The organism is Nocardia abscessus NBRC 100374, assembly GCF_000308455.1.
GTDB lineage: Bacteria > Actinomycetota > Actinomycetes > Mycobacteriales > Mycobacteriaceae > Nocardia > Nocardia abscessus.
This window is the reverse complement of sequence record NZ_BAFP01000129.1, coordinates 29,005-51,878: the sequence shown is the minus strand read 5'-3', so window position 1 is coordinate 51,878 and position 22,874 is coordinate 29,005. Positions and strand designations below refer to the sequence as shown.

Annotated in this window: 13 protein-coding genes; 7 read left to right on the top strand and 6 right to left on the bottom strand. The window is 68.6% G+C overall.

The features are described 5' to 3' along the window. Positions 1 to 17 precede the first annotated feature (17 nt). Complete coding sequence (locus tag ON19_RS26395; protein WP_157229855.1) at positions 18 to 548, bottom strand: hypothetical protein; 531 nt, start codon at positions 546 to 548, stop codon at positions 18 to 20. Positions 549 to 1,029: 481 nt separating this feature from the next. On the opposite strand from ON19_RS26395, the gene ON19_RS40725 reads away from it, so the two are divergent. Together ON19_RS40725 and ON19_RS26385 are read left to right on the top strand one after the other, a co-directional pair. After that, positions 1,030 to 1,779, top strand: coding sequence for a TetR/AcrR family transcriptional regulator (locus tag ON19_RS40725; RefSeq protein ID WP_227954733.1), 750 nt, complete (start codon positions 1,030 to 1,032; stop codon positions 1,777 to 1,779). Then, complete coding sequence (locus tag ON19_RS26385; RefSeq protein WP_255218413.1) at positions 1,694 to 2,857, top strand: oxygenase MpaB family protein; 1,164 nt, start codon at positions 1,694 to 1,696, stop codon at positions 2,855 to 2,857. Before ON19_RS40725 ends, ON19_RS26385 begins: the two co-directional genes overlap by 86 nt. A gap of 29 nt (positions 2,858 to 2,886) precedes the next feature. On the opposite strand, the gene ON19_RS26380 is transcribed toward ON19_RS26385, so the two are convergent. Next, positions 2,887 to 3,603 (bottom strand): MBL fold metallo-hydrolase, encoded by a 717-nt coding sequence (locus ON19_RS26380; RefSeq protein ID WP_043698594.1) that lies wholly within the window; start codon positions 3,601 to 3,603, stop codon positions 2,887 to 2,889. A gap of 374 nt (positions 3,604 to 3,977) precedes the next feature. Here ON19_RS26380 and ON19_RS26375 point away from each other — a divergent pair, with 374 nt between their 5' ends. Then, positions 3,978 to 4,754, top strand: coding sequence for an MHYT domain-containing protein (locus ON19_RS26375; RefSeq protein WP_043698592.1), 777 nt, complete (start codon positions 3,978 to 3,980; stop codon positions 4,752 to 4,754). Between the two features lie 186 nt (positions 4,755 to 4,940). After that, positions 4,941 to 5,909, top strand: a complete 969-nt coding sequence (locus ON19_RS26370; RefSeq protein WP_043698590.1) for a TIGR03557 family F420-dependent LLM class oxidoreductase — start codon at positions 4,941 to 4,943, stop codon at positions 5,907 to 5,909. A gap of 43 nt (positions 5,910 to 5,952) precedes the next feature. On the opposite strand, the gene ON19_RS26365 is transcribed toward ON19_RS26370, so the two are convergent. The 3 genes from ON19_RS26365 to ON19_RS26355 all read right to left on the bottom strand — a co-directional run bounded on the left by ON19_RS26365 (position 5,953) and on the right by ON19_RS26355 (position 9,388). Further along, positions 5,953 to 6,564 (bottom strand): TetR/AcrR family transcriptional regulator, encoded by a 612-nt coding sequence (locus tag ON19_RS26365; protein ID WP_051169337.1) that lies wholly within the window; start codon positions 6,562 to 6,564, stop codon positions 5,953 to 5,955. Further along, positions 6,561 to 8,192 (bottom strand): FAD-binding oxidoreductase, encoded by a 1,632-nt coding sequence (locus tag ON19_RS26360; RefSeq protein ID WP_043698589.1) that lies wholly within the window; start codon positions 8,190 to 8,192, stop codon positions 6,561 to 6,563. The genes ON19_RS26365 and ON19_RS26360 overlap by 4 nt, the downstream gene beginning before the upstream one ends. A 113-nt stretch (positions 8,193 to 8,305) precedes the next feature. Next, positions 8,306 to 9,388 (bottom strand): cupin domain-containing protein, encoded by a 1,083-nt coding sequence (locus tag ON19_RS26355; protein WP_083899648.1) that lies wholly within the window; start codon positions 9,386 to 9,388, stop codon positions 8,306 to 8,308. A gap of 305 nt (positions 9,389 to 9,693) precedes the next feature. Here ON19_RS26355 and ON19_RS26350 point away from each other — a divergent pair, with 305 nt between their 5' ends. Beyond that, positions 9,694 to 18,822, top strand: coding sequence for a non-ribosomal peptide synthetase (locus ON19_RS26350; protein ID WP_051169336.1), 9,129 nt, complete (start codon positions 9,694 to 9,696; stop codon positions 18,820 to 18,822). Here the strand turns inward: ON19_RS26350 and ON19_RS26345 are convergent. Beyond that, entirely contained in the window at positions 18,812 to 19,948 is a 1,137-nt protein-coding gene (locus ON19_RS26345; protein WP_043698587.1) for an NAD(P)/FAD-dependent oxidoreductase, read from the bottom strand. The two genes, ON19_RS26350 and ON19_RS26345, sit on opposite strands and share 11 nt — an antisense overlap. A gap of 328 nt (positions 19,949 to 20,276) precedes the next feature. On the opposite strand from ON19_RS26345, the gene ON19_RS26340 reads away from it, so the two are divergent. Beyond that, positions 20,277 to 21,662 (top strand): wax ester/triacylglycerol synthase family O-acyltransferase, encoded by a 1,386-nt coding sequence (locus ON19_RS26340; protein ID WP_043698585.1) that lies wholly within the window; start codon positions 20,277 to 20,279, stop codon positions 21,660 to 21,662. Between the two features lie 150 nt (positions 21,663 to 21,812). Then, positions 21,813 to 22,265, top strand: coding sequence for a pyridoxamine 5'-phosphate oxidase family protein (locus ON19_RS26335; protein WP_051169340.1), 453 nt, complete (start codon positions 21,813 to 21,815; stop codon positions 22,263 to 22,265). Positions 22,266 to 22,874 lie beyond the last annotated feature (609 nt).

Genomic DNA, 22,874 nt, shown 5'->3' with positions numbered 1-22,874 from the left:
TTCTCTCGCCGACCGCGTCACCTACTGGACATGGACAGCAATTGTTGCGGGTCGTCGGCGTAGACGGTGGCGATGATGTTCGCTCGCGCGGCGAGATCGCGGGCGAGGTCACGAATCTCGTCCGAAGCTGTGGGGTCGGCATCGACACCGATCAGCAGATCGCGGGTGTGGATCGCCGTCGCCTGCGCGCAGCGGCGCAGGCGAGCTTTCGCCACGGTATCGAGCGCGACGGGGCTGAGGTAGCGCTGAATGTGCTCCCCGCGGTCGGTGATCTGGTTGACGACCGATTCGGTCGCCGCGTCGGTGAGCCAACGCTCCGCGTCGGCGGTGATCTCGAAGACGAGATCGTGGTCTCGGATATCGGTGGGATTCCCGGAGGTGGTCAGCAGGGCCATGCTCGCGCGCCCGATCGCGAGGAACCCGCTCATCGCGTGGGCGAGTTGGACGTTCGGGTTTGCTGTCGGCAACTGGTGGAGGCGTTGCCCGACGACGGTGACCCAGCAGGCGAGGTGTTCGGCTCCGGTATCGATCGACGTCATTGTCGGCATAGCGCGACCATACGCCGTGACCCGCACGAGACAAACGAAGAAACGCTAGAAGTTCGCCAGATGTCGTGAATCGCGGCCGCGAGAGTTGTGGGCCGAGCCGGCGGTTTCTGGTCCCGCCGCCGCTGCGGTGCATCGACCGACGTCTCGATCGTCCCGTTTGTGCCGTGGGCGAGCATGCTCGCAGGGAGTACTCCGAGGTGGAGTGTTCGTGCCTACGTGTGCCTTCTGGCCATGGCGGGGCAGGTGAGACGTCCGCGCCCCGGCCTCGATTGCGGTAACTGTGATTGTGCCCGCCGATCCCGAAAGGTGTGGCGACGCTGTCGAAATCGCATTTGCCCGTGCATTTCGCCATGAGTTGCCTTGGCCGCTACGGCACTTCGAGGAATGGCTCTGCGGACCCGCCCGGCGGGCCGGGTGGGCTGCGCCGCCGAACCGACGCTGAGTGGTTGACTCAATGCAACAATCTCACTATCTTTGGTGCATGAACTCCGGCCGGGACGCAGTCGACGAGAAGATCATGGACGCGGCCCTCGACCGGATCCTGCAGGTCGGGATCCGGCGCAGCAGCCTGGACGACATCGCGAAACGCTCCGGAGTCAACCGGGTCACCATCTATCGCCGTTTCGCCGGTAAGGAGAACCTGGTCGACGCCGTGCTGGAACGGGAGACCCAGCGCATGTTGGCCGAGGTCTCGGCGATCGTGGTGACCTCGGCCGAGGTCGACGTCCGGATCGAGGAGACGGTGCTGCATGTGCTGCGGCAGACGCGGATGCACCAGCTGGTCGGACGGCTGCTGACCGTCGCACCCGAAGAGGCCCTGGCCTTCTACACCGTGCGCGGGGCCCAGATGGTGTCGCTGGGCATCCGCTACATCGCCGGGTTGCTCGAACGCGCTCAGGAGTTGGAGCTCATCGCTCGCTACGACGCCCTGCCGGTCGCGGAAATGATCGCGCGACTGGCCCATTCGGTCATGTTGACGCCCACCGCGTGCGTCGACTTCGCCGAGGACGACGCGACGCGCGAATTCGTCCGTGCCGCCATCGTTCCGATGGTGAAGCACGGGATCAGTGCAGGCTCGAAGGAGAGCAACGATGAACAAGCCACTTCCGCTGCGCCACCCCGACGCGCCGCGCAGGGTTCCCGGACTGCGACCCTTCGCACTGCTGCTGGGACTGGGCAAGCCGGCGCCGGAACAATGGCGAGATCTGGGCGAGGCGCTGCTCATCGGTGACCAGCCGATGGACGACCTGGTGGAGTGGATGTACCGGGAAGGCATGGGCCGCACTCGTCCCCTGTTCGAGCGGGCGCTGCGCGAGGGCATCGACAACGTGCCGGACGCTCCGGAACCGTTGCGGGCATTCTTCGTCCAGGTGGAGACTCCGCCCGAATGGCTGGACCGGGAGAAGCTCGAGCGCGCGGAGCGGGTGTTCCGCTGCGGAGGTGCCGACGGGCTCTACATCGCGCGTGACGTGTCCTTCCTCGGCGGCTACCTCGCCTCGGGCTTCAACAAGACGTTGCTCCGCACGGGCGCGCTCGAGAAAGGACCGGCCGAGCGATTCGCCGAAACGCTGCAGTGGGCGCTCGACGTCACCTCCGAGGGCGGGATGTCGCCACTGGGCCGCGGCTACCGGTCGACGATTCACGTGCGGCTCATCCACGCTCTGGTACGCCGCCACGTGGCGGCGATGCCGGACTGGCGCGAGGACGAATGGGGCGTGCCGATCAACCAGACCGACATGGCCGCGACACTGGTCGGGGCTTTGATCGCTCCTTTCGTCGGCGGCCTGGCGATGGGGTTGTTCTCGACTCCCCGCGAACTCGACTCGGCCGCTCACCTGGCCCGCTACGTCGGCTGGTTGATCGGTGTCGAGGAGCGGTTCCTGCCCAACGGATTCCGGGACTCCGTCCGCATTCTGTACCACAGCCTCACCGCCATCACGAACCCCGACGAGACCACACCGCAACTCGCCGTTCCGATGGCGGACGATCCGCTCCGCTGGCACTACCGGAATCTGCCCGCGCTGCGTGGGCGCATCGCGCGGGCTCAGCATCTGTCCATCGCGAGCGCCTTCCTCGGGCCGTCCGCTATGCGCGAGCTCGGCCTGCCCGCCTACATGCCGCCGTGGTATCCGATGCTGCGCATCCCGGTGAATATCGTCCGTAGTGCGCTGGCCCGGGTTCTGCCGGGCGGTCTTGATCGTGCGACGGTACGGGGACGCCGGGAGCAGGAAGCGTTTCTGCGGACCCTCGTCGGAACCGAAGCGGCCGTCATCGGCGCGTCCGCGCAGCACGTCGGCCATGCCGCTTGAGGCCACCGCGGATGCGGACGCGGGGTTGATCAGGCGTCCAGCCGGGCCTGGTAATCCCGTGCGAGATCGCGCAGTGCCGTAGCCCCGTCCCCGGCGAAGCTCGAACCGTGCATGATCGCCAGCGTGGTGGGCGCCAACTCCGCCAGCCGGTTCAGGGTGGCGGGCACGGCGGGGCCCAGCGACGTGGCATGGAAGACGTCCTCCGCGACGCCTGCCTGCTCCACCAGATCCGAGGCGGTCAGCGCCGGTCCGTTGCCCATCTGGGTCATCAAGTCACCGCAGAGCAGCACGCCGGTGGTCTCCTCGTAGAGCACTCGCGCCTCCCAGTTGTGCGGCGCGTGCGGGGTGTCCAGGTGCCGCACGCGCCGACCACCGAGCTCGATCACCTCGCCCTCGGCGAGCCTGCGCGGTTGCCGGTCGGCCAGATCGTCGATCGAGACGAGGCACCCGAGTAGGCCGTGCGCCACCTGCGCGTGCGGTGCGGCCGCGAGGAAGAGGTTCATCGCGCCGCATTCGTCCGCCTCCACATGCCCGAACGTGATCCAGCGCAACTGTTGCACCGGCATGATCCGCGCGATCTGCGCGGACACCACGGGGAACAGCGCCCGCATGCCGGTGTGGAACAGCAACGGCTCCTCGGCGTCGACTAGGAACTGGTTGAAGGTGAAGCCAGCAGGCCCGACCTCCGGAATGAAGGTCGAGATGCGATAGATCTTCTCGGCTATCTCGTCGGTTCGGGTTTCCATGAGAAGTCGATTCGCTGGTAGAAGCCGTTTTTCTCATTCTCGTACCTCGCTTGGCTTCCGCACAGCGAATTCGAAGTTTCCGCGGACGGATCGCAGGAACTCGGTACGACGCCGTGGTTGCGTGCGGCGGGTCTTGCGGCAGCGCTGCGTAAGCCAGTAGCTAGCTGTCGCCGGTTCCGGTTGCGAGGATGGTAGGCGCAGACTGAAAGGCGCACGGTTCACTCATCCACTGGCACACGTCCCGCTATCCGGGACTCATCCTATGATTTTAAAGAGGATAGTAGTACTCTAAACTACCTACCTGCAGTTTCACTATGTGAGATTCGTGCATCGTCTCGGCGACGGTCCGAATCTATCCAGCGAGGGAGTGTCGCGTGCTGGAAATCGATCACTTCAGCCACGGGTGGCTCACACCCATCGTCGCCTATCTCATGTCGTTCACCGGTTCATTGCTCGGACTGCGGTGCATGGCCAGATCCCGCACCGGTTCCGCACGCGACGGCTGGCTGCTCGCCGCGGCTGTCGCCATCGGCGGCACCGGCATATGGGTCATGCACTTCGTCGCGATGCTCGGGTTCGCCATCGACGGCGCTTCCATCCGGTACGACGTCCCGGTCACGTTGATCAGCGCGCTGATCGCTATGGCGGTGGTGTGGATCGGACTGCGCATCGCCCATCAGCGGGCGCTGGGAACGCTGGCGCTGTTCGCCGGGGGCGGGGTCACCGGCCTCGGCGTCGGCGCGATGCACTACTCGGGCATGTACGCGATGAAATCGAACGCCGCAATCGGCTACGACGGACGGATCGTCGCTCTGTCGATGGTGATCGCCGTGGTCGCCGCGACCGCCGCGCTGTGGTTCACCCTGCACGTCCGCGGCACGCTCGCCACCGTCGGCGCCGCGCTGGTCATGGGTGTCGCGGTCTCCGGCATGCACTACACGGGCATGTTCGCGATGCACGTGCACGAGACTCAGCACATGCATCCGCCGTCCGGAGCCGGCGCGACGCAATTACTGACCCCACTGATCGTGAGTATCAGCCTGGTGACCGTGCTGCTGCTCTTGCACCTCGGCGTCACGGAGGTCGACGACGAGAACACCTATGTTCCGCAAGGCCGGCATGCTTCGAGCTACTGGCCGACTCGTGACTGAGCGGACCATGCGGCGTCCTCTTGCCGACGAAGTTCCGACCGCGCCCGGCTGACGTGGCAGCCGCTGCTCCGGGCCGCCGCACGGCGGCACGGACACGCGGCGAAGTTTTCGCTGCCCGATGTCGGGTACGCGCGCCGAGAGCCGGTTTCACGAGGCGACCGGCCGCTGTCGAACCAGGAGGTGGCGATGCGTATCGGGTACAAACTGGCAGCCGAGGCATTCGGTCCGAAGGAGCTTGTCCGCCAAGCGATTCGGGCCGAAGAAGCCGGATTCGACTTCGTCGAGATCAGCGACCACTTCCATCCCTGGCTGGACAACCAGGGGCATTCGCCGTTCGCCTGGACCGTGCTCGGAGCCATCGCGGCGAAGACCGAGCGGATCGAGCTGGCCACCGGAGTGACCTGCCCCATCCTGCGGTACCACCCCGCGATCATCGCGCAGGCGGCGGCTACTCTCGCGATCTTGTCCGACGACCGCTTCACCCTCGGCGTCGGTTCGGGCGAGCGGCTCAACGAGCATGTCGTCGGCCGGGAGTTTCCGCCCGTGCGCATCCGGCAGCGGATGCTGCGCGAAGCGCTCGAGATCATTCGGTTGCTCTGGAGCGGCGGCTACCACTCCTACGACGGCGAGTTCCTGACCGTCTCCGAAGCTCGGATTTTCGATCTGCCCGACACGCTTCCGCCGATCGCGGTCGCCGGGGGTGGGCCGGAGGCGGCCCGGATCGCCGCCGAACTCGGTGACGGCCTGTTCGCCACCGAACCGAAGGCCGAGCTCGTCGATCGATATCGCGCGGCGGGCGGCTCGGGCCCGCGTTACGCGGAGGTCGGCATGGCGTGGGCACCCGACGAGGAGACGGCCGCGAAGGCGGTGCTCGACACGACCCGCTGGGCGGTCACGGGGTGGAAGGTGATGAGCGAATTGCCGAACCCGGTCAACTTCGCCGCGGCGACCACCACCGTCCGCCTGGACGACATCCTCGACAACTTCGCCTGCGGTCCGGACCCGGCCCGCTACCTCGACGCCGCGAAGCAGTACACCGACGCGGGCTTCGACCATCTCGTGATGCAGAACGCGGGCCCCGACCCGGATGGCTTCTTGGACTTCTACCGCAGGGAACTCGACAAGCCCCTCCGCGCCCTCACGCCGAGCGCCTGAGCGCGGAAGGGGTTGGGACAAGTGGTGACCACCGCTCGGACGGTCAGGCTCGCGGAGTGGCCGTGCCGCGGATCGTGGTGAGCAGACGCAGGCAGCGTTCGGTCATGGCCTCGGGTGTGTGGTCGGGATGGTCGCTCCACCAGGAGATGGTGGTCGACACGATGCTGAACCACAGCGTGAGCAGCAGCGAGTGATCGTCGGTGTCGGCGTTGCCGGCATCGGCCAGTACCTGCGACACGCCTGCTGAGCCCATGCCGTTCAAGGCGTCCTGGTATTCCCGGGCCACCGCGTGGGCCGCGCTCTGCCGGGGGAGTGTGGTGTCGTAGATGATCTTCCAGTTCTGTGTGCGCCCGTCCAGTGCGTGAAAGATGCCGGTCAGCGTCGCGAGCGCCCGGTCGTGCGCACCGTGAGTGAATTGAGCGGCCGCGACCGCGTCGAGGAGACTCTTTCCGGCGCGGTGCACGCAGGCCGCGTGCAGCCCGTCGCGGGAGCCGAAGTAGGCGTACACGAGTGGCTTGGAGACTCCTGCGGCCGAGGCGATCTCGGCGACGGAAGCCTTGGCGTAGCCGCGTTCGCCGAACTCGGTGGTGGCGACATCGAGCAGCTGCTCCTCGCGCTGCTCTCGTGGCACGCCCTTGGTGCCCGGCCTGCTCACGGAGCCTCCCGGGTGGGCGGGTGCGGAGTCGGGTCGATCAGCACGCCGGGATTGAGGATTCCCGCGGGATCGAGTGCCGATTTGGCCGCCCGCAGCGCCGCGGCGAACGGTTCCGGGCGCTGGCGGTCGTACCAGGGGCGGTGGTCGCGGCCGACGGCATGATGGTGCGTGATGGTCGCGCCGCTGACGTAGAGCGCTTCCGATACGGCGGTCTTGATCTCGTCCCATTGCTCGACGGTCCGTCCCCAGCGGCCTGCGGCGTAGATGCCGAAATACGGCGCGGGTCCGTCGGGGTAGACGTGGGTGAAACGGCAGGTGAGCGCACCGGTCACACCGGCGGATCGGAATGCCGCCGTGGTCGCTTCCTGCACCGCCGCGCGCAGTGCCTCGAAACGGTCCCAGGTGCAGGCGGTCTCGAAGGTCTCCACGATCATGGACTGGGCCGCGAGCGCGTCGCGCTGGTAGGGCATACGGAGGAACGACGAGCGCCACGTGTCGGCGGCGCCCGCGCGCGCCGAGTCTTCGGCCGAGTCGGTGGTGCGAACGCCATCTGGGATCGTGCCGCCGTGCTCGCGGCAGATCCGCACCGCCCGGCGCATCGGCTCATCGACCGGATGGTCGGCGGATTCGAATCCGAGGACCAGCACCCCGCCGGCCGCGTTGGCGCCCGCGTTGATGAACGCCTCCATCGGATCCAGCAGCCGGCAGTTGGCCGGATACAGCGCGGACTGGGCGATGGCGCGCGTCGCGGCCACGGCCGCGCCGTAGTCGTCGAACACCACCGACGCTCCGGACCGCCAGCGCGGACGATCCTGCACGCGCATCCACGCCTCGGTGATGACGCCGAGGATGCCCTCCGACCCGAGGAACATCCGGTCCGGCGAGGGCCCCGCACCCGACGCGGGCAGTCTGCGGGATTCGCTGATCCCGGCCGGTGTGACCACCCGCATCGATTCGACCATGTCATCGATGTGGGTATAGACGGTCGCGTAGTGGCCGCCCGCCCGGGTGGCCAGCCACCCGCCGAGCGTCGAGAACTCGAACGACTGCGGAAAGTGCCGCAGCGTCAGGTCGTCCGGCCGCAGTGCCGCTTCCAGGGCCGGGCCGAGGATGCCCGCTTGGATCCGCGCCGCCCGGCTGGTGCGGTCGAGTTCGAGAACCTCACCCAGACGGCTCGTGTCCAGCGCCACGGATCCGGCGTAGGCGTCGGCGCAGCGGGGTTCGACACCACCTACCACCGACGTTCCGCCGCCGAAGGGCACCGCGGCGACGCCCGCGCTCGCGCACCAGTCCAGGATGTCGACCACGTCCTGCTCGGTACGCGGCCGCACTACTTGATCGGGTACGTGGTCCACCCGGCCGAGCAGGTTCCGCACCACGTCACGAAATGCCTGCCCGTGGCCGTGAGCGACGCGATCTACGAGGTCTTCCGAGGCCAGGCCGGCCAGCGTATCCGGCACCCGGACGCGGGGTGCGGGCACATTCAACGACTTCGGATCCGGCGCCTCGTGCACCGTCAACTCGGCCTCCGGGAGCAGGGCCGCTACCCGTTCGGTCAGCGCCTCCCGCTCGGCGCCGGTCACCGCATCCTCCCGATTGCCCCATCCCCACCACGACCTCGTCGCCATCACCCGGCTCCATTCGAAGAACTGAATTGACTCGAGGGTAAATTACCTATGGGTCAATTGCCAGCGGTCACCCATGGCCCCACCGTGCGGGCAGTGCGGCGAGGCGGCCGTGGCTATGGTGCGAGTGCGTTGTTCCGGGTGACGATCAACGGGTCCGTGGCGGTGAAGGGCAGGTCGGGGAGCGCGTCGAGGGCGACGCCGAATGTCGCCGCGAGCACTTTTCGGGAGTAAGCGCTCATGGAGGCGCGATAGCCGATGTCCGCGGGTGTGGGTTGGTCGAAGAAGATCAGCAGGTGGATCTCGGGTGAATCGACGACTTCGATGTGGTGCGGATAGGCGCGGGGCACGAAGTACACCTCGCCTTCGTGCACGGTGTAGGTGTCCAACGTGCCGTCCGGATCCATGATCGTCATCCGCGCCGAGCCTCGGTGGACGTAGCCCATTTCGGCGGTCACGGGGTGCCAATGCGGTTCGCGCATCCCGTCTTCCCTGACTCGCAGGGAGTACATCGAGATGTCGTGCAGCGCGGGCCAGAACTGGGCGCGAGCGGTGCGCGCCGAACCGACCGGTGAGTCCACCTGCGCGGGCATCGCCTCGAGCGCGAAGTGGTGCGGGTCGCCGAAATGTGCGGTGGGCGGGATGTCGGGGTCGCCGTCGCGTTTCACGACGAGCTTTGCGGTGGTATCGCGCCGGATCTTCGCGAAGTCCTCGGCGGGCAGGTCGTAGGTGTTGCCGAGGACCGAATCGGTCATCGCGCCCAGAGCGGCGCTGAAGCCGAAGTCCTCGGGGCGTTCGTGGCGGAAAGCCAGGATGAACTCCGCTTCGGTGTCGCCGACGTTCTCCACGTGGTGCAGCGCTCCGGAATCGATGTGGAACATCTCGCCCGCGCTCACGAGGAACGAGGAGAATCGGCTGGCGTCGTCCAGGACCGAGACCAGTGCCCGTCCGGCGGTGCAGTAGGTGAGTTCGGTCGCGTTGGCATGCCAGTGCGGTTCGCGGACAGCGCCCGGTGCGAGCGTCAGGCGTTTGATCGAGAGCCCGCTGAGGATCGGGAAGCTGTCGGCGGTGAGCCTGGTGAGTGAGCCGAGTTCGCTGCGGTGGACCTCTTCGCCCTTCCGCAGAGAGGCGACATGAATCGATGGACTTCGCACGGTTCCTCCTCGCTCACGGTCAAAGGATCGTTCCCGTTCGATCATGCCGGTGTCGGTGCGAAACCTAGGTGGGCAACCCGCAGTCGGCTGGTGCGGACGAGCGCGCAGGCAGTGATATTGATCACATCGATTCCATACAGGAATGAATGTTATTCACATCACGCCATGTCATAGCCCAAAGTGTGCCGGGGTACCCCTATGAACTTTCCCAACCTCCGCGCGCCGATCCGATCGGGGTTCGCTAAGGTCCGATCTGCACGCTCGGGTCATGGTTCACGCATTTGAGGCATTGCTTCTGGCTCCATCGCCAGGGCGGCTGATGATCGACCAGAGAGTGAACTCGCCACCGCATGACCCCGACACGCCGTTCCGCACGTCGCGCCCATCATTCACGAGCACGCAATCTCCTGTTCCCGCAGTTGTTGGCCGCAGCGGTCGACACAGCCTTCGACTCGGCCGCCGTCCGGTACAATCCGACGGGCGATCCTGCTGATCAGCGCGAACTCAGCTATCGAGAGCTGGACGAGACGTCCTCGCGATGGGCCCGCTATCTGATCGGCTCGGGTGTGGGGCCGGGAGACTGCGTCGCGGTGGCCATCACCCGCTCGGTGGAGTCGGTGCTGGCGGTCTGGGCGGTCGCGAAGACCGGCGCCGCCTACGTGCCTGTCGATCCGGCCTACCCGGCCGATCGCATCGCCCACGTGATCGCGGACTCCGGCTCCGTCCTCGGCCTCACCGTCTCGGCGCATCGGGAGGCACTGACCAGCACCGGGATCGCGTGGATCGAACTCGACGCCCCGGCGCACCGGGAGCGGGTCGCCGCCCAGCCCGGCCATTCGGTCTGCTACCTGGATCGGCTGCGTCCGCTGACCGAACAGCACCTCGCCTACGTGATCTACACCTCCGGCTCGACGGGCAAGCCCAAAGGCGTCGCCGTCACCCATGCCGGCCTCGCGAGCCTGGTCGAACACGAGATCGCCGCCCGCGCGGTCACCCGGGACTCGCGTGTCACGCATCTGTGCACACCGAGCTTCGATTTCTCGGTGATCGAGATGCTGCTGGCCTTCTCGGCGGGCGCGACACTGGTCGTCGCGCCGCCCGCGGTGTTCGGCGGCGTCGAGCTGGCGGATCTGCTGCGGCGTGAGCGGGTCACGCATCTGTGCATCACCCCGGGCGCGCTGGAGTCGATCGATCCGGCCGGACTCGACGACCTTCGGGCCGTCTTGTGCGGCGGGGAGCGCGTCGGTCCCGAGCTGGTGGCCAGGTGGGCGACCGGTGACCGGTCGTTCTACATCGTGTACGGCCCCACCGAGACCACCATCTTCGCCACCGGAACCGAGGCACTTCGCGCGGGCGGCCCGACCCATATCGGCACGCCGGTGCCCGCGCTGGGCGTCCACGTGCTCGACGCGCGGCTACGGATGGTGCCCACGGGCGTGATCGGCGAGCTGTACCTCTCCGGACCGGCGCTGGCTCAGGGATACCTCGGACGGCCTGAGCTGACCGCCGACCGGTTCGTCGCCAATCCGTTCGCGGCAGTCCCCGGCGCCCGCATGTATCGCACCGGCGATCTGGTCCGGCGCACCGCGGCCGGACTGCTCGAACACCACGGCCGGGTGGACTTCCAGGTCAAGATCCGAGGGCTGCGGATCGAACTCGATGAGATCGATAACGCGCTGACCGCTCATCCCGACGTCGACTATGCCGCGACGCTGGGCACGACGCTGCCGTCCGGCGGCCGGGCGCTGGTGTCCTACGTGCTGCCGCGCGTGGCGCCCACCCCGGACGGACGCTGCGGCCGGGTGGCACTCGACACCGGCGAACTCGCCGACTTGCTCGCGAAAACCCTTCCGGCATATATGATTCCGACTTCGATCACAGTGCTCGACGAACTACCGCTGACGCCGGTCGGCAAATTGGACCGCGCCGCCCTCCCGGCACCCGTGCTCACCACCCGGCGGTTCCGCGCGCCCGCGACGCCGACCGAGCGCGTGGTCGCCGACATCTTCGCCGCGCTGCTCGTGCCGGACTGCGGCGCAGGCAGAGTCGGCGCGAACGACGACTTCTTCGAACTCGGCGGCAACTCGCTGATCGCTACGCAAGCCGCGGCTCGGCTCGGCGCCGCGCTGGGTGTCCGGGTGCCGGTCGCGCTGCTGTTCGAGTCCTCGGTGGTGGCGAAATTGGCCGCGCGCCTGAACGAACTGACCCGGGTGTCCCACCCCGCGCCGCGACCGGTGGCGCGACCGGAGCGGGTGCCGCTGTCGTACGCACAGCGGCGGATGTGGTTCCTGAATCGGTTCGACCCGGCCGCGGCGAGCAACAACATTCCAGTGGCCGTGCGGCTGAGCGGACAGCTGGACGTGGAGGCGCTGCGCGCCGCTATCCGGGACCTGGTCGAGCGGCACGAAGTGCTGCGGACCAGCTATCCCGAGTGCGACGGCACGGGCAGCCAGCGAGTGCACGCCATGTCGGATCCGGCCGCGGTACCCGAGCTGCCGGTGCTCGACGTCACCGAAGCCGAGATTCCCGAGCGCACGGTGGCCACCGTGGTCGAAGGTTTCGACGTCACGGCGGCGCCACCGATCCGGTTGCGTCTGCTGCGCTCGAACGAGACCGAGCACGTACTCGTGGCCGTGGTCCACCACATCGCCGCGGACGGCTCCTCCATGGGCCCGTTGACCGCCGATCTGATGACCGCCTATTCGGCCAGGGCCGCCGGATGTGCTCCGAGCTGGGAGCCGCTGCCCGTGCAGTACGCGGACTACACCCTGTGGCAGCGCGAGATGCTCGGCGAGGAAAGCGATGCGACCTCGACACTCGCCCGCCAGATCGGATTCTGGCGAGAACGACTGGCGAACCTGCCGCAACGGCTGGATCTACCCGCCGACCGGCCCCGCCCCGCGGTGTTCTCCGGCCGCGGCGCCACCCACGAATTCAAGATCGACGCGCCGGTGCACGCGGCGCTGCACCGGCTGGCCCAGCGCCACGACGCGACGCTGTTCATGGTCGCGCACGCCGCGTACTCCGTCCTGCTCGCCAGGCTGTCGAACACCCGCGACATCACCATCGGCACACCCGTGGCCGGACGCGGCGAAGCCACGGTGGACGGCCTGATCGGCATGTTCGTCAACACCCTCGCGCTGCGCAGCGAGATCGACCCCGGGCATACCTTCGCCGAGTTGCTCGATCAAGTGCGCAGCCGCGACATCGAGGCGTTCGGCCATGCCGACCTGCCGTTCGAACGCCTGGTGGAGGTGCTGGACCCGGTGCGCGCCGGCGCGCACCACCCGCTGTTCCAGACGATGCTGACTTTCCAGAACTTCGCGCCGACGACGCTGGAACTGCCCGCGCTCCTCGTCTCCGCCCTCGACTTCGCGCTGCCCCTGGCCAAATTCGATCTCGAGCTGACCATGGTGCCGCACGAGGACCAGCGGACACCGCTGGGCATCTCGGCGGCGTTCACCTACTCCACCGACCTGTTCGACGAGGCCACGGTCGCCGGCTTCGCCCGGCGGTTGTGCGCGATCCTCGCGGCCGTCGTCGATGCGGTGGATCGCCCGGTGGGCGAGATCGACCTGCTCGATGCCGCGGAGCGCACCGCGATCCTGGTGCACTGGAACGACACCGGGCACCCGGTCCCCGCCGGTCTGGTGCTCGACGGCTACCGGCGCGCGGTGGCGCGGCATCCGGACGACATCGCCGTCGCCTTCGCCGACCGGCAGCTGACCTACCGGGAATTCGACGAGCGGGTCAACCGGCTCGCCCGGCTGCTCATCGACCGCGGCGTCGGCGCGGAATCGCTGGTGGGACTGGCGGTTCGGCGTTCGCTGGATCTGGTGGTCGGCATGTACGCCGTCCTCGCCGCCGGTGGCGCGTACGTGCCGCTGGACCCGGACCATCCCGCCGAGCGGATCGCGCACGTTCTCGACCTCGCCCGTCCGGTCTGCGTGCTGACCAGGACCGCCGACGCGGTGCCGATGCCCGGCCATGTCGCCGTCCTGCATCTGGACACGCTCGGAACCGATCGGTATTCGGGCGCACCGATTCGCTCCGAGGAACTGCTGCGGCCGGTGCTGCCGGAGCACCCGGCGTATGTGATCTTCACGTCGGGGTCGACCGGGCGCCCGAAAGGTGTGGCGGTCACCCACAAGGCGATCGACAACCAGATCGAATGGATGCTCGCCCAATACCCCATGGGCCCGGGCGATGTGTATCTGCAGAAGACGGCGACCACCTTCGACGTCTCGCTGTGGGGCTACCTGATGCCGCTGCGAGCGGGCGCGAAGCTCGTCGTGGCGGACCACGACGGGCACCGCGACGCGGCCTACCTCGCCGCGACCATTGCCGCCCACCAGGTCACCGTCACCGACTTCGTCCCCTCGATGCTGACCGTTTTCGCCGCGCACGCGGCGGCGGAAAGCCTGGCGACGTTGCGGACAGTGCTCGTCATCGGCGAGGCGCTGCCGCCGGAGACCGTGCGCGCGCTGGGCGCGGTCACCGATGCGCAGGTGCACAACCTGTACGGACCCACCGAAGCCGCGGTGTCGGTGACCTACTGGCCCGCCGGGACGGCGGAGGGGTCGACCGTGCCGATCGGCCGTCCGCAGTGGAATACGCAGGTCTACGTGCTGGATTCGCGCCTGCGGCCGGTGCCCGCGGGCGTGCCGGGCGAGCTGTACCTGGCCGGAGACCAGCTCGCCCGCGGATACGTGCGGCAGGCGGCGCAGACCGCGGGCCGTTTCGTCGCGAACCCGTTCGACCACGGAACGAGGATGTACCGCACCGGCGACCTGGCGATCTGGCGTGCGCCCGGTACGAAACAGCCCGAGCGACTGGAATTCCTCGGGCGCACCGATTTCCAGGTGAAATTCCGCGGCCAGCGGATCGAGCTCGGTGAGATCGAGACCGCGCTGCTGGCGCAGCCGTCGGTGGGCCAAGCGGTCGCGGCGGTGGTGCCCTCCCCGGCGGGGGAGCGGCTGGTGGCCTATGTGGTCCCGCGCCCAGGGCAGGTCATCGACCGTAGGGAGCTCTCGGCCGGGCTCGCGACGGTACTGCCCGGCTACATGATCCCGTCCGCGCTGGTCGAGCTACCCGCGCTGCCGCTGAACGGCAGCGGCAAGCTCGACCGCAAGGCGCTGCCCGAGCCGGTGGTCGAGGCCGGAAAGTTCCGGGCTGCTCGCAATCCCGTCGAACAGGCCGTCGCCGGAGTGTTCGCCGATCTGCTCGGCATCGAGCGGGCCGGAATCGACGACGACTTCTTCGCGCTCGGCGGCAATTCGCTGCTCGCGACCCGAGCCGTCGCGCGGGTCAACGAGGCGCTGGAGTCGCAGATCACCGTGCGCGACCTGTTCGAGGCGCCCCTGGTGTCCGCGCTCGCCGCGCGGGTGGTCCGCGGCAGTGCCGACCCCGCTCGTCCGCCCTTGGTCCGTTCGCGACGGCCGGATCGCATCCCGCTCTCGCTCGCACAGCAGCGGATGTGGTTGCTCAACCGCATCGAGCCGGAATCTCCCGCTTACAACCTGCCCTTCGCCATTCGGCTGACCGGTCGCCTGGACCTGCCCGCCCTGCGCCACGCGGTCGCCGACGTCCTCGAACGCCACGAGGTGCTGCGCACCCGCTACCCGGTCGACGCCGAAGGGCAGCCGTACCAGGAGATCCAGTCGACGAGCACGGTCCTTCCCGACGGGCTCGCGGTCGAGGATCACGGCGCCGAAGTCGCGGAAATGGTGAACGGGCTGATGTCCGCGGGCTTCGACGTGACCGCGGCCGCGCCCATCCGCCTACGGCTGTTCGCCTCCGGCGATGATCATCTGCTCGTCATCGTGACACACCATATTTCGGCGGACGGGGCATCGCTGGCACCGCTGGCGCGCGACCTGGTGACCGCCTACGTGGCCCGCCGTGACGGCAGTGCGCCGGACTGGAGGCCGCTGCCGGTCCAGTACGCCGATTTCGCGCTCTGGCAGCATGCCGTCATCGGCCGCGACGACGCCGACGATTCCCTTGCCGCGCAACAACTGTCGTATTGGCACGACCAGCTGGCCGGGCTCACCGGACCGCTGGAGCTGCCTGCCGATCGCCCGCGTTCCTCGACTCCCTCGACCCGTGGCGCGGCGACCGGCTACACGATCCCGGCGCACGTGCATCGACGTCTGACCGCGATCGCCCGCGCGCACAACGCGACGCTGTTCATGGTGGTGCACGCGGCGCTCGCCACGCTGGTCGGGCGCCTGTGCGGCGCCACGGACGTCGTGATCGGCACCCCGGTCGCCGGGCGCGGCGAGCGCGCGCTGGACGACCTGGTCGGGATGTTCGTCAACACGTTGGCTCTGCGCGTCGAGGTCGACCCGGGCGCGACGTTCGACGACCTGGTCGAACGATCCCGGGAAACGGCTCTCTCGGCGTTCGCCAACGCCGATGTGCCCTTCGAACGTGTGCTGGAGGAGGCCGACCCCGCACGCACCGGGACGCGCAACCTCCTCCTTCCGGTGATGCTGTCGTTCCAGAACATCGAGCAGCCCGCGCTGGAGCTGCCGGACCTGACCGTCACAGCTGCCGACAGTGGTGAGATCACGGCGAAATTCGATCTGCAAGTCGTCGTCGAGCCCCGGCCCGGCGCCGAGGGCGGCCCGGCGGGAATGGCCGTCACGTTCACCTACGCCACCGAACTCTTCGACGAGGCGACCGTCCGGGCCTTCCGGCGACGATTCGAGCGCATCGTGTCGGCGGTGGCGGCCGATCCCTCGGTGCGGGTGTGGGACATCGATATTCTCGATGCGGACGAAGGCCTTCCCGCGGTCTCGCCCGCGCGCCTGGCCTGCGTGCCGCCGTTCGATGTCGCGGCCGCGCACGGGGCGACGCTGCCGGAGCTGATCGCCGAGCAGGCTCGGCGCAGACCGGATGTGGCGGCCGTCCGCTTCGGCGCCGCCACGCTGAGCTTCGAGGCGTTGCTACGGCGCGCCAACCGCATCGCCCGTGCGTTGATCGCGGCCGGAGCAGGGCCGGAAACCCTTGTGGCCGTCGCGGTCTCGCGCACCGAGGAGTTGCCTGCGGCGCTGCTCGGGGTGCTCGCGGCCGGTGCCGCCTACCTGCCCATCGATCTCACCTACCCGGCGCAGCGGCTGGCCTTCGTGCTCGCCGACGCGGCGCCGGTGTGCGTGCTGACGACCGCTGCCGAACGGCCCGCCATCCCGGACGCCGGTCTGCCCACGGTCTTGCTGGAGCAGACCTCGCAGTTCGCCGACGATCCGGTCACCGATGCCGACCGGGCGGCGCCGCTGCTTCCGGACAACCTCGCCTACGTCATCTACACCTCCGGCTCGACGGGCGTGCCGAAGGGCGTCGGCGTGACGCACCGCAACGTGATGGAGCTGTTCGCCGGTGCGCAGCCGCTGTTCGAATTCGGGGAGAGCGACGTCTGGACGCTGTTCCACTCCTTCGCCTTCGACTTCTCGGTGTGGGAACTGTGGTGCGCGCTCGGCACCGGCGGCACCGTCGTCGTGGTCGACTACGCGACATCGCGCTCACCGGAGCAGTTGCGCGAGTTGCTGATTCGAGAACGGGTGACGGTGCTGAACCAGACGCCGTCGGCGTTCTGTCAACTCGTCGAAGCGGACCGCGACGCCTCGGCCGCACCAGGGGAATTCGCGCTGCGGTATGTGATCTTCGGCGGTGAGGCATTGGATCTGCGGCACCTGCGACGCTGGTACGAGCGTCATCCGGGGGAGGCGACGCGATTCGTCAATATGTACGGCATCACCGAGACCACCGTGCACGTCTCCTTCCTGGAGGTCGGCGAGCATCTGGTGGACAGTCCGGTCAGCCTCATCGGCAGCGCGCTACCCGGGCTGGACGCCCACGTGCTGGACTTCCGTCTGCGCTCGGCGCCGTTCGGCACTCCCGGTGAGATCTATGTCGCGGGCGGTCAGCTGTCACGCGGCTACACGGGACGGCCCGGCCTCACCGCGACGCGTTTCGTCGCGAATCCCTTCGGGCCGCCCGGTTCCCGGATGTACCGCTCGGGCGACATCGCACACTGGGGGCGGTGCGACGGCGACGCCGGGCTCGTCTACGCCGGGCGCGGTGACCAGCAGGTGCAACTGCGCGGTTTCCGGATCGAGCTCGGCGAAATCGAATCGGCGCTGGTGCGGTGCCCTGGCGTGCGCCGGGCCGTCGCGCTGGTCCGCACCGATCCCGCACTCGGTGACCAGCTCGTCGGCTATGTGCTACCCGAGCCGGGTGCCCGGCCGGACCCGGCTCGGCTGCGCACCCAGGTGGCCGAACACTTGACCGGCTACATGGTGCCCGCCGCGATCGTGGTGATCGACGCCATCCCGCTGACTCCCAACGGCAAGCTCGACCGGCGCGCGTTACCCGCGCCCGAATTCCGTGCCCGGGAGTTCCGCGCACCCGCCACCCCGGTCGAGGCCACCGTCGCCGCCGCCTTCGCCGCGGTGCTCGGCGCCGAGCGCTTCGGCATGGACGACAACTTCTTCGAACACGGCGGAAACTCCCTGCTCGCCGCCAAGCTGACCCTTCGATTGTCGTCCGGCCTCGGCACTCGGATTCCGGTGATGCGGGTGTTCACCGCCCCTACGCCCGCGGAGCTGGTCGCCGACCTGTCCCGCCGTGCGAGCGGCGCAGTCGAGACCGAAGCGGCCTTCGACATGCTGCTGCCGTTGCGTCCCGGAGGTTCGGCCGCCCCGCTGTTCTGCGTCCACCCCGTGTCGGGGATCTCCTGGTCGTACGCGGGTCTGGCCGCCTACCTCGACCCGGACCGGCCCATCTACGGGCTGCAGACGCCCGTGCTGGCGGGCGACGAGGTGATGCCGGGTTCGATCGAGGAATGGGCGCAGCGCTACTTGGAGCTGATCCGCTCCCAGCAACCGACAGGTCCCTATCATCTGCTCGGTTGGTCGTTCGGCGGCGTCATCGCGCACGAGATGGCGGTCCAATTGCAGCGCGCGGGCGAGCAGGTCGAGTTGCTCGCGGTGATGGACAGCTACATGGCCGATCCACCGGATACGCCGCCCGATGACGCGGGCCAGGTGCCGGTGGCCGAACTGATCGGCGGCTTGCTCGGGGAGCAAGCGGGCGACCTTGGCAATGTCGCGGAGGTGGACTGGACCGCGCTACCCGGGAAGATGGCCGAACTCCCGGAACCGTTCGCGTCGTTCGGCGCCGACCGCGTCAGCCGGATCCTCGACGCGGCCGTGCACTCGGTGGCGCTGCGCGGCGCCTACGACCCGCCCGTGTACCGCGGCGACGTCATCTATTTCACCGCCGCACTCGACGATCCGACCGGGTGCGTCGGCGCATCCATCTGGAGCCGGGTCGTCGACGGCCGGGTACACAACCACGCCGTGTCGACAACGCATTGGCGCATGACCGTCGCGTCCGGACTGGCCCAGATCGCCGACGTGCTGACGCGGGCATGGCGCTCGGGCGAGCCGGGCGGGGACTGCCCGGTCAGCCGGTGAACCAGCGGCGCAGCCGGGCCTCGGCGGCGGCGGACTTTTCCCGGGCCAGCTCCGGCGACGGCGGAGTGAACGGCGCGACCGGCGCGGGACCGGAGAGGAAATCGGCATCGACCTTGCCGACCAGTCCGTCTCCGAACTCGATATGGCATGCGCCCCGGCCGCGGTACCGCTCCGGCGTCGCCGATCCGCGCAGCTCGGCTTCGATGGCCGCGGCGGCTGTGCGGGCGGCGTCCTCGGCGAACACGCCCGCACGCGGGACCGGGGCGTCGGCGCAGTCGCCGATGGCGTAGACGCCCGGGTACGGCGTGCCGAGGGTGTGCGGATCGACGGCGACCCAGCCGTCGGTCCCGCCCTCGGTCAGGCCCGATGCCTCGACGACCGCGGGCACCCGGTGTCTCGGCACTCCGATGAACAGGTCGTAGGGGAGATCGCCGGTCCCGGTGCTCGCCATGTGGCGGCTCGGGTCGAGTGCGTGAACGAGGCGTCCGGGCGCGTAGCCGATTCCGCGGCGGGTCAGCGCTTCGATGATGGCCTCGGAGGTATCCGGGGAGACCGGAATCGGCGAGTCCATCGGGGTGACGACCTGGATTCGGGTGCGGTCACCGATCCCGCGCCGGGTGAACATCTCGTGCAGCAGCATCGCGCCTTCGTAGGGAGCGGGCGGGCATTTGAAGGGAACGCCCAGGACCGCGAGGATCACGTCTCCGCCGTCGAAGCCGACGAGGCGGTCACGCAATCGGCGGGCGCCGTCGATCGAGTAGTACTCGTGGCCGTCTTCGACGAAACCGGGGGTCGCGTCCGGGTCGTAGTCGGCGCCGAGCGCGACGACGAGAATGTCCGGTTCGTACGCGGAGCGGTCGGTGCGGACGCGGCGGGTCCGTGGGTCGATCTCGGTGACCTCCTCCTGCCGGAATTCGACACGCGGATGCGCCAAGCGGGCGTACGGCACGCGCACGGCCTCCGGAGGTACGTCTCGGCAGAGGATGTCCAGTTTGGCGAAGCCGAAAGTGAAGGAGTCATTGCGGTCGATGACGACGATACGGAGCTCGTCGGCCGGCGAACCCGACAGGCGGGTGGCCAGCTCCAGTCCTCCGAACCCCGCACCGAGAACGAGTACGGTTCGCATACGTAGATTCTTCCCCCGGCGGTGGCGGATGTGCAGGAGAACGCGTGATGTGCTCCGGTGCGGCAGTCAACGGGGTCCATGCGCACGTCCCGTGGCCGGAGTGCCCTGCATTCGGTGACCTTCGGCCATCATCTACGCCGAGGGATCGCGCGATGCTGGAGGGACGAACCGAGTAGACCCTGTTCCGCACGCTCCGCGCCGGTCGCCGCCGAGGCACCGGATCCGGCGGATCGGTGCCGAACAGGTGATCGGGGTGTTGCGATGCGCGTCGCACGGGCCGTGGGCTCGGCGGGCGTCGGGCATCGACCACCCGGAATGAGCATGCCCCATGACAGAACTACGGCCCCTCGATTCGGGCTTCATGGAACTAGAGGACGCGGATCGGCACATCAGTCTCGGGATCGGTGCGGTGGCGATCATCTCCGGCTCTCCGCCGAGCAGGGACGAGTTCACCGGCGTCCTCGCCCGGGGTGTGCAGCGGAACGCGCGGCTGCGCCAGAAAGTGCGGCGAGCGCCGCTCGATCTGGTGACTCCGGTGTGGGAACACGACCCGAATTTCGATCTCGCACACCACATCCGGTGGACGGCGCTGCCCACGCCGGGCGACGAGCCCGCGCTGTGCGAACTGGTGGCGAGCGAACTGGAGGAGCGGCTCGATCGCGACCATCCGCTGTGGCAGTGCGTCGTCGTCGAACATCTCGCCGGGGACCGCTGGGCGCTGCTCGTCAAAGCGCATCACAGCCTGGTGGACGGCGTGTCGGGGATCTCGGTGTTCCGGCATCTGTGCGATGCGGTGCCGGAGGAGCCGGAGAAGGCCGCGCCGGAACCGCAAAGCCAGGCCGAACCGCAAAGCCGGGTCGAGCCGCAATGGCTCGACTTGGTTCGAGAGGTGACGCGGCTGCCCTTTACCGTGCCCCGCTCCGTGATCGGGATGGCGCGCGGTTTGGCGCCACTCGCGACGGCCGCCATGTCGCCCGCCACCGAGTGCTCGCTCAACGGCCCCATCGGACGACAGCGCCGGTACGTCGTGGCTCGCGCCGCCCTGTCGGACGTCCACGAGATCGGCGCCGCCTTCGGCGCCACCGTCAACGACGTCGTCCTGGCCGCGGTCGCCGCCGCCTACCGCGACCTGCTGATCGGCCGGAACGAACGGCCCGCCCCGGACACGCTGCGCATCCTCGTCCCCGTCTCGATGCGGTCGGACGAGGCGAAACACCTGCTGGACAACCGCGTTTCGGCAATGCTGCCGTTCCTGCCGATCGATGTCCGCGACCCGGTCGAGCGGCTGGACACGATTCGGCAGCGGATGGCGCGACACAAGTCGGGAGGCGAGGCGCAAGCGGAGAATTCGGTGCTCGGGCTGGCGGGCCGGTTGCCGTTCGCGCCCATGGCGTGGAGTCTCCGTCTGCTGGCCCGGTTTCCGCAGCGAACCGTCGGCGCGCTGGTGACCAACGTGCCCGGCCCGCGCGACCAGCTGTCCGTCCGGGGGCGCGAGGTGTTGGAACTGCTACCTGCCACGCCGATCGCGATGCGGTTGCGCACCGCGGTCGCGATTCTCAGCTACGCGGGCCACCTGACGTTCGGCATCACCGGAGACTACGACACCGCGCCCGACATCGCGGTGCTAGCCGAAGGCATCGAGCGGGAGATCCGGCGGCTGCGTGAGCACGCCGCGATCCGGAGGCCGGCGCGCCCGGAGGTGAGCGGATCGTGACAGGCGTGGGCGAAGGACGGATCGAGGACTTTCTGCCCTGTCCGACAGCGCGACTCGGTGATGGGATTGGAGGCCGCAGTGTCGAGTGAAGACCGGAAAGCGAGGACATTGCCAGGTGGTTTCGCGCGCAATGTGCCCCGGCACGAGATCATGATCGCATCGAACGGCCGCATCGCGGACAACGGCGTCCCGAGCCGCACGCTCGTCGAACTCGGCCGCGAGGAGGCGTTGCGGCTGCTGGCGAGTGTGGCCTACGGGCGGGTGGTGTTCACCCGCGATGCGCTGCCCGCGATCCGCCCGGTCAATCATTTCGTCGACGGCGGGGCGGTCGTGGTGCGTACCCGGGTCACCTCGCGGCTCACCGACACCATCCGTGCCGATCCGTGCGTCGTCGTGGCCTACGAGGCCGACGATATCGACCCCGTCAGCCATGTCGGCTGGTCGGTTGTCGTAACCGGCCTCGCCCGCACCGTCACCGACCCCGAACGGGTCGCCCGCTACGCAGAGCTGTTGCGACCGTGGGCCGACGGCGTCATGGACACCGTCGTCGCCATCGAGCCTACGATCGTCACCGGTTTCCGGCTCATCGAGCAACCGAGCTAGGCCCCGGCGTCGGCCGCGTGGGTCGTACTTCGCTCAGCTGTCCGAGCAGGCGTCAATGGGCCTTCACCGCAAGCGGTTACCGTCCATGGCGTACTTCTGTGCGGTCTCGCCGTGGCGATCGGACATTCGGGTGCGGAATGCGACCGGCGGTCGTCTCGGTATCCCTATCTGCCGCGAGTGATCGTCCTCGGCAGCCGAGTGCCGGTGCTATCCACCATGGCGTATTTACCGAACCATCGTCCCTGAAAATTTCGCGAACGTATGGCGTGATTCGTCCGCACGCGAGTTCCGTTGCGCGGATATAGCAATCCATGGTGACAGCCCCGTGATCGGCACGGCTGCGACGCCGCTTTTGTTCTCGCGGCGGTGCGCGTCCTCGGCGCGCCGCGGTGGGACCGCTCGGCAGCATGGATCCGTGGTCTGACCGGGCGGATGCCTTCGGTGGCCGCGGCTCGCTGTCGGTCTGCTTCCTTGCCGCGAGGTGATCACGCGCACTGAAAATGCCGATGGTTCGGCGGCGTCGTCGGGAATGACGGCGAGGGCCGTTGCGGTGTGAGGATAAATCGGAGACGGCAGGGAAGTGATTCTGTTCGGAACTATGTGATCGGA

What these genes read in the sequence shown, in the direction of transcription:
- ON19_RS26345 (WP_043698587.1), bottom strand. Translation starts at nt 19,948, where the DNA reads ATGCGAACCGTACTCGTTCTCGGTGCGGGGTTCGGAGGACTGGAGCTG.
- ON19_RS40725 (WP_227954733.1), top strand. Translation starts at nt 1,030, where the DNA reads ATGAACTCCGGCCGGGACGCAGTCGACGAGAAGATCATGGACGCGGCC.
- ON19_RS26335 (WP_051169340.1), top strand. Translation starts at nt 21,813, where the DNA reads ATGATCGCATCGAACGGCCGCATCGCGGACAACGGCGTCCCGAGCCGC.
- ON19_RS26360 (WP_043698589.1), bottom strand. Translation starts at nt 8,192, where the DNA reads ATGGCGACGAGGTCGTGGTGGGGATGGGGCAATCGGGAGGATGCGGTG.
- ON19_RS26355 (WP_083899648.1), bottom strand. Translation starts at nt 9,388, where the DNA reads ATGATCGAACGGGAACGATCCTTTGACCGTGAGCGAGGAGGAACCGTG.
- ON19_RS26380 (WP_043698594.1), bottom strand. Translation starts at nt 3,603, where the DNA reads ATGGAAACCCGAACCGACGAGATAGCCGAGAAGATCTATCGCATCTCG.
- ON19_RS26395 (WP_157229855.1), bottom strand. Translation starts at nt 548, where the DNA reads ATGCCGACAATGACGTCGATCGATACCGGAGCCGAACACCTCGCCTGC.
- ON19_RS26340 (WP_043698585.1), top strand. Translation starts at nt 20,277, where the DNA reads ATGACAGAACTACGGCCCCTCGATTCGGGCTTCATGGAACTAGAGGAC.
- ON19_RS26350 (WP_051169336.1), top strand. Translation starts at nt 9,694, where the DNA reads ATGACCCCGACACGCCGTTCCGCACGTCGCGCCCATCATTCACGAGCA.
- ON19_RS26370 (WP_043698590.1), top strand. Translation starts at nt 4,941, where the DNA reads ATGCGTATCGGGTACAAACTGGCAGCCGAGGCATTCGGTCCGAAGGAG.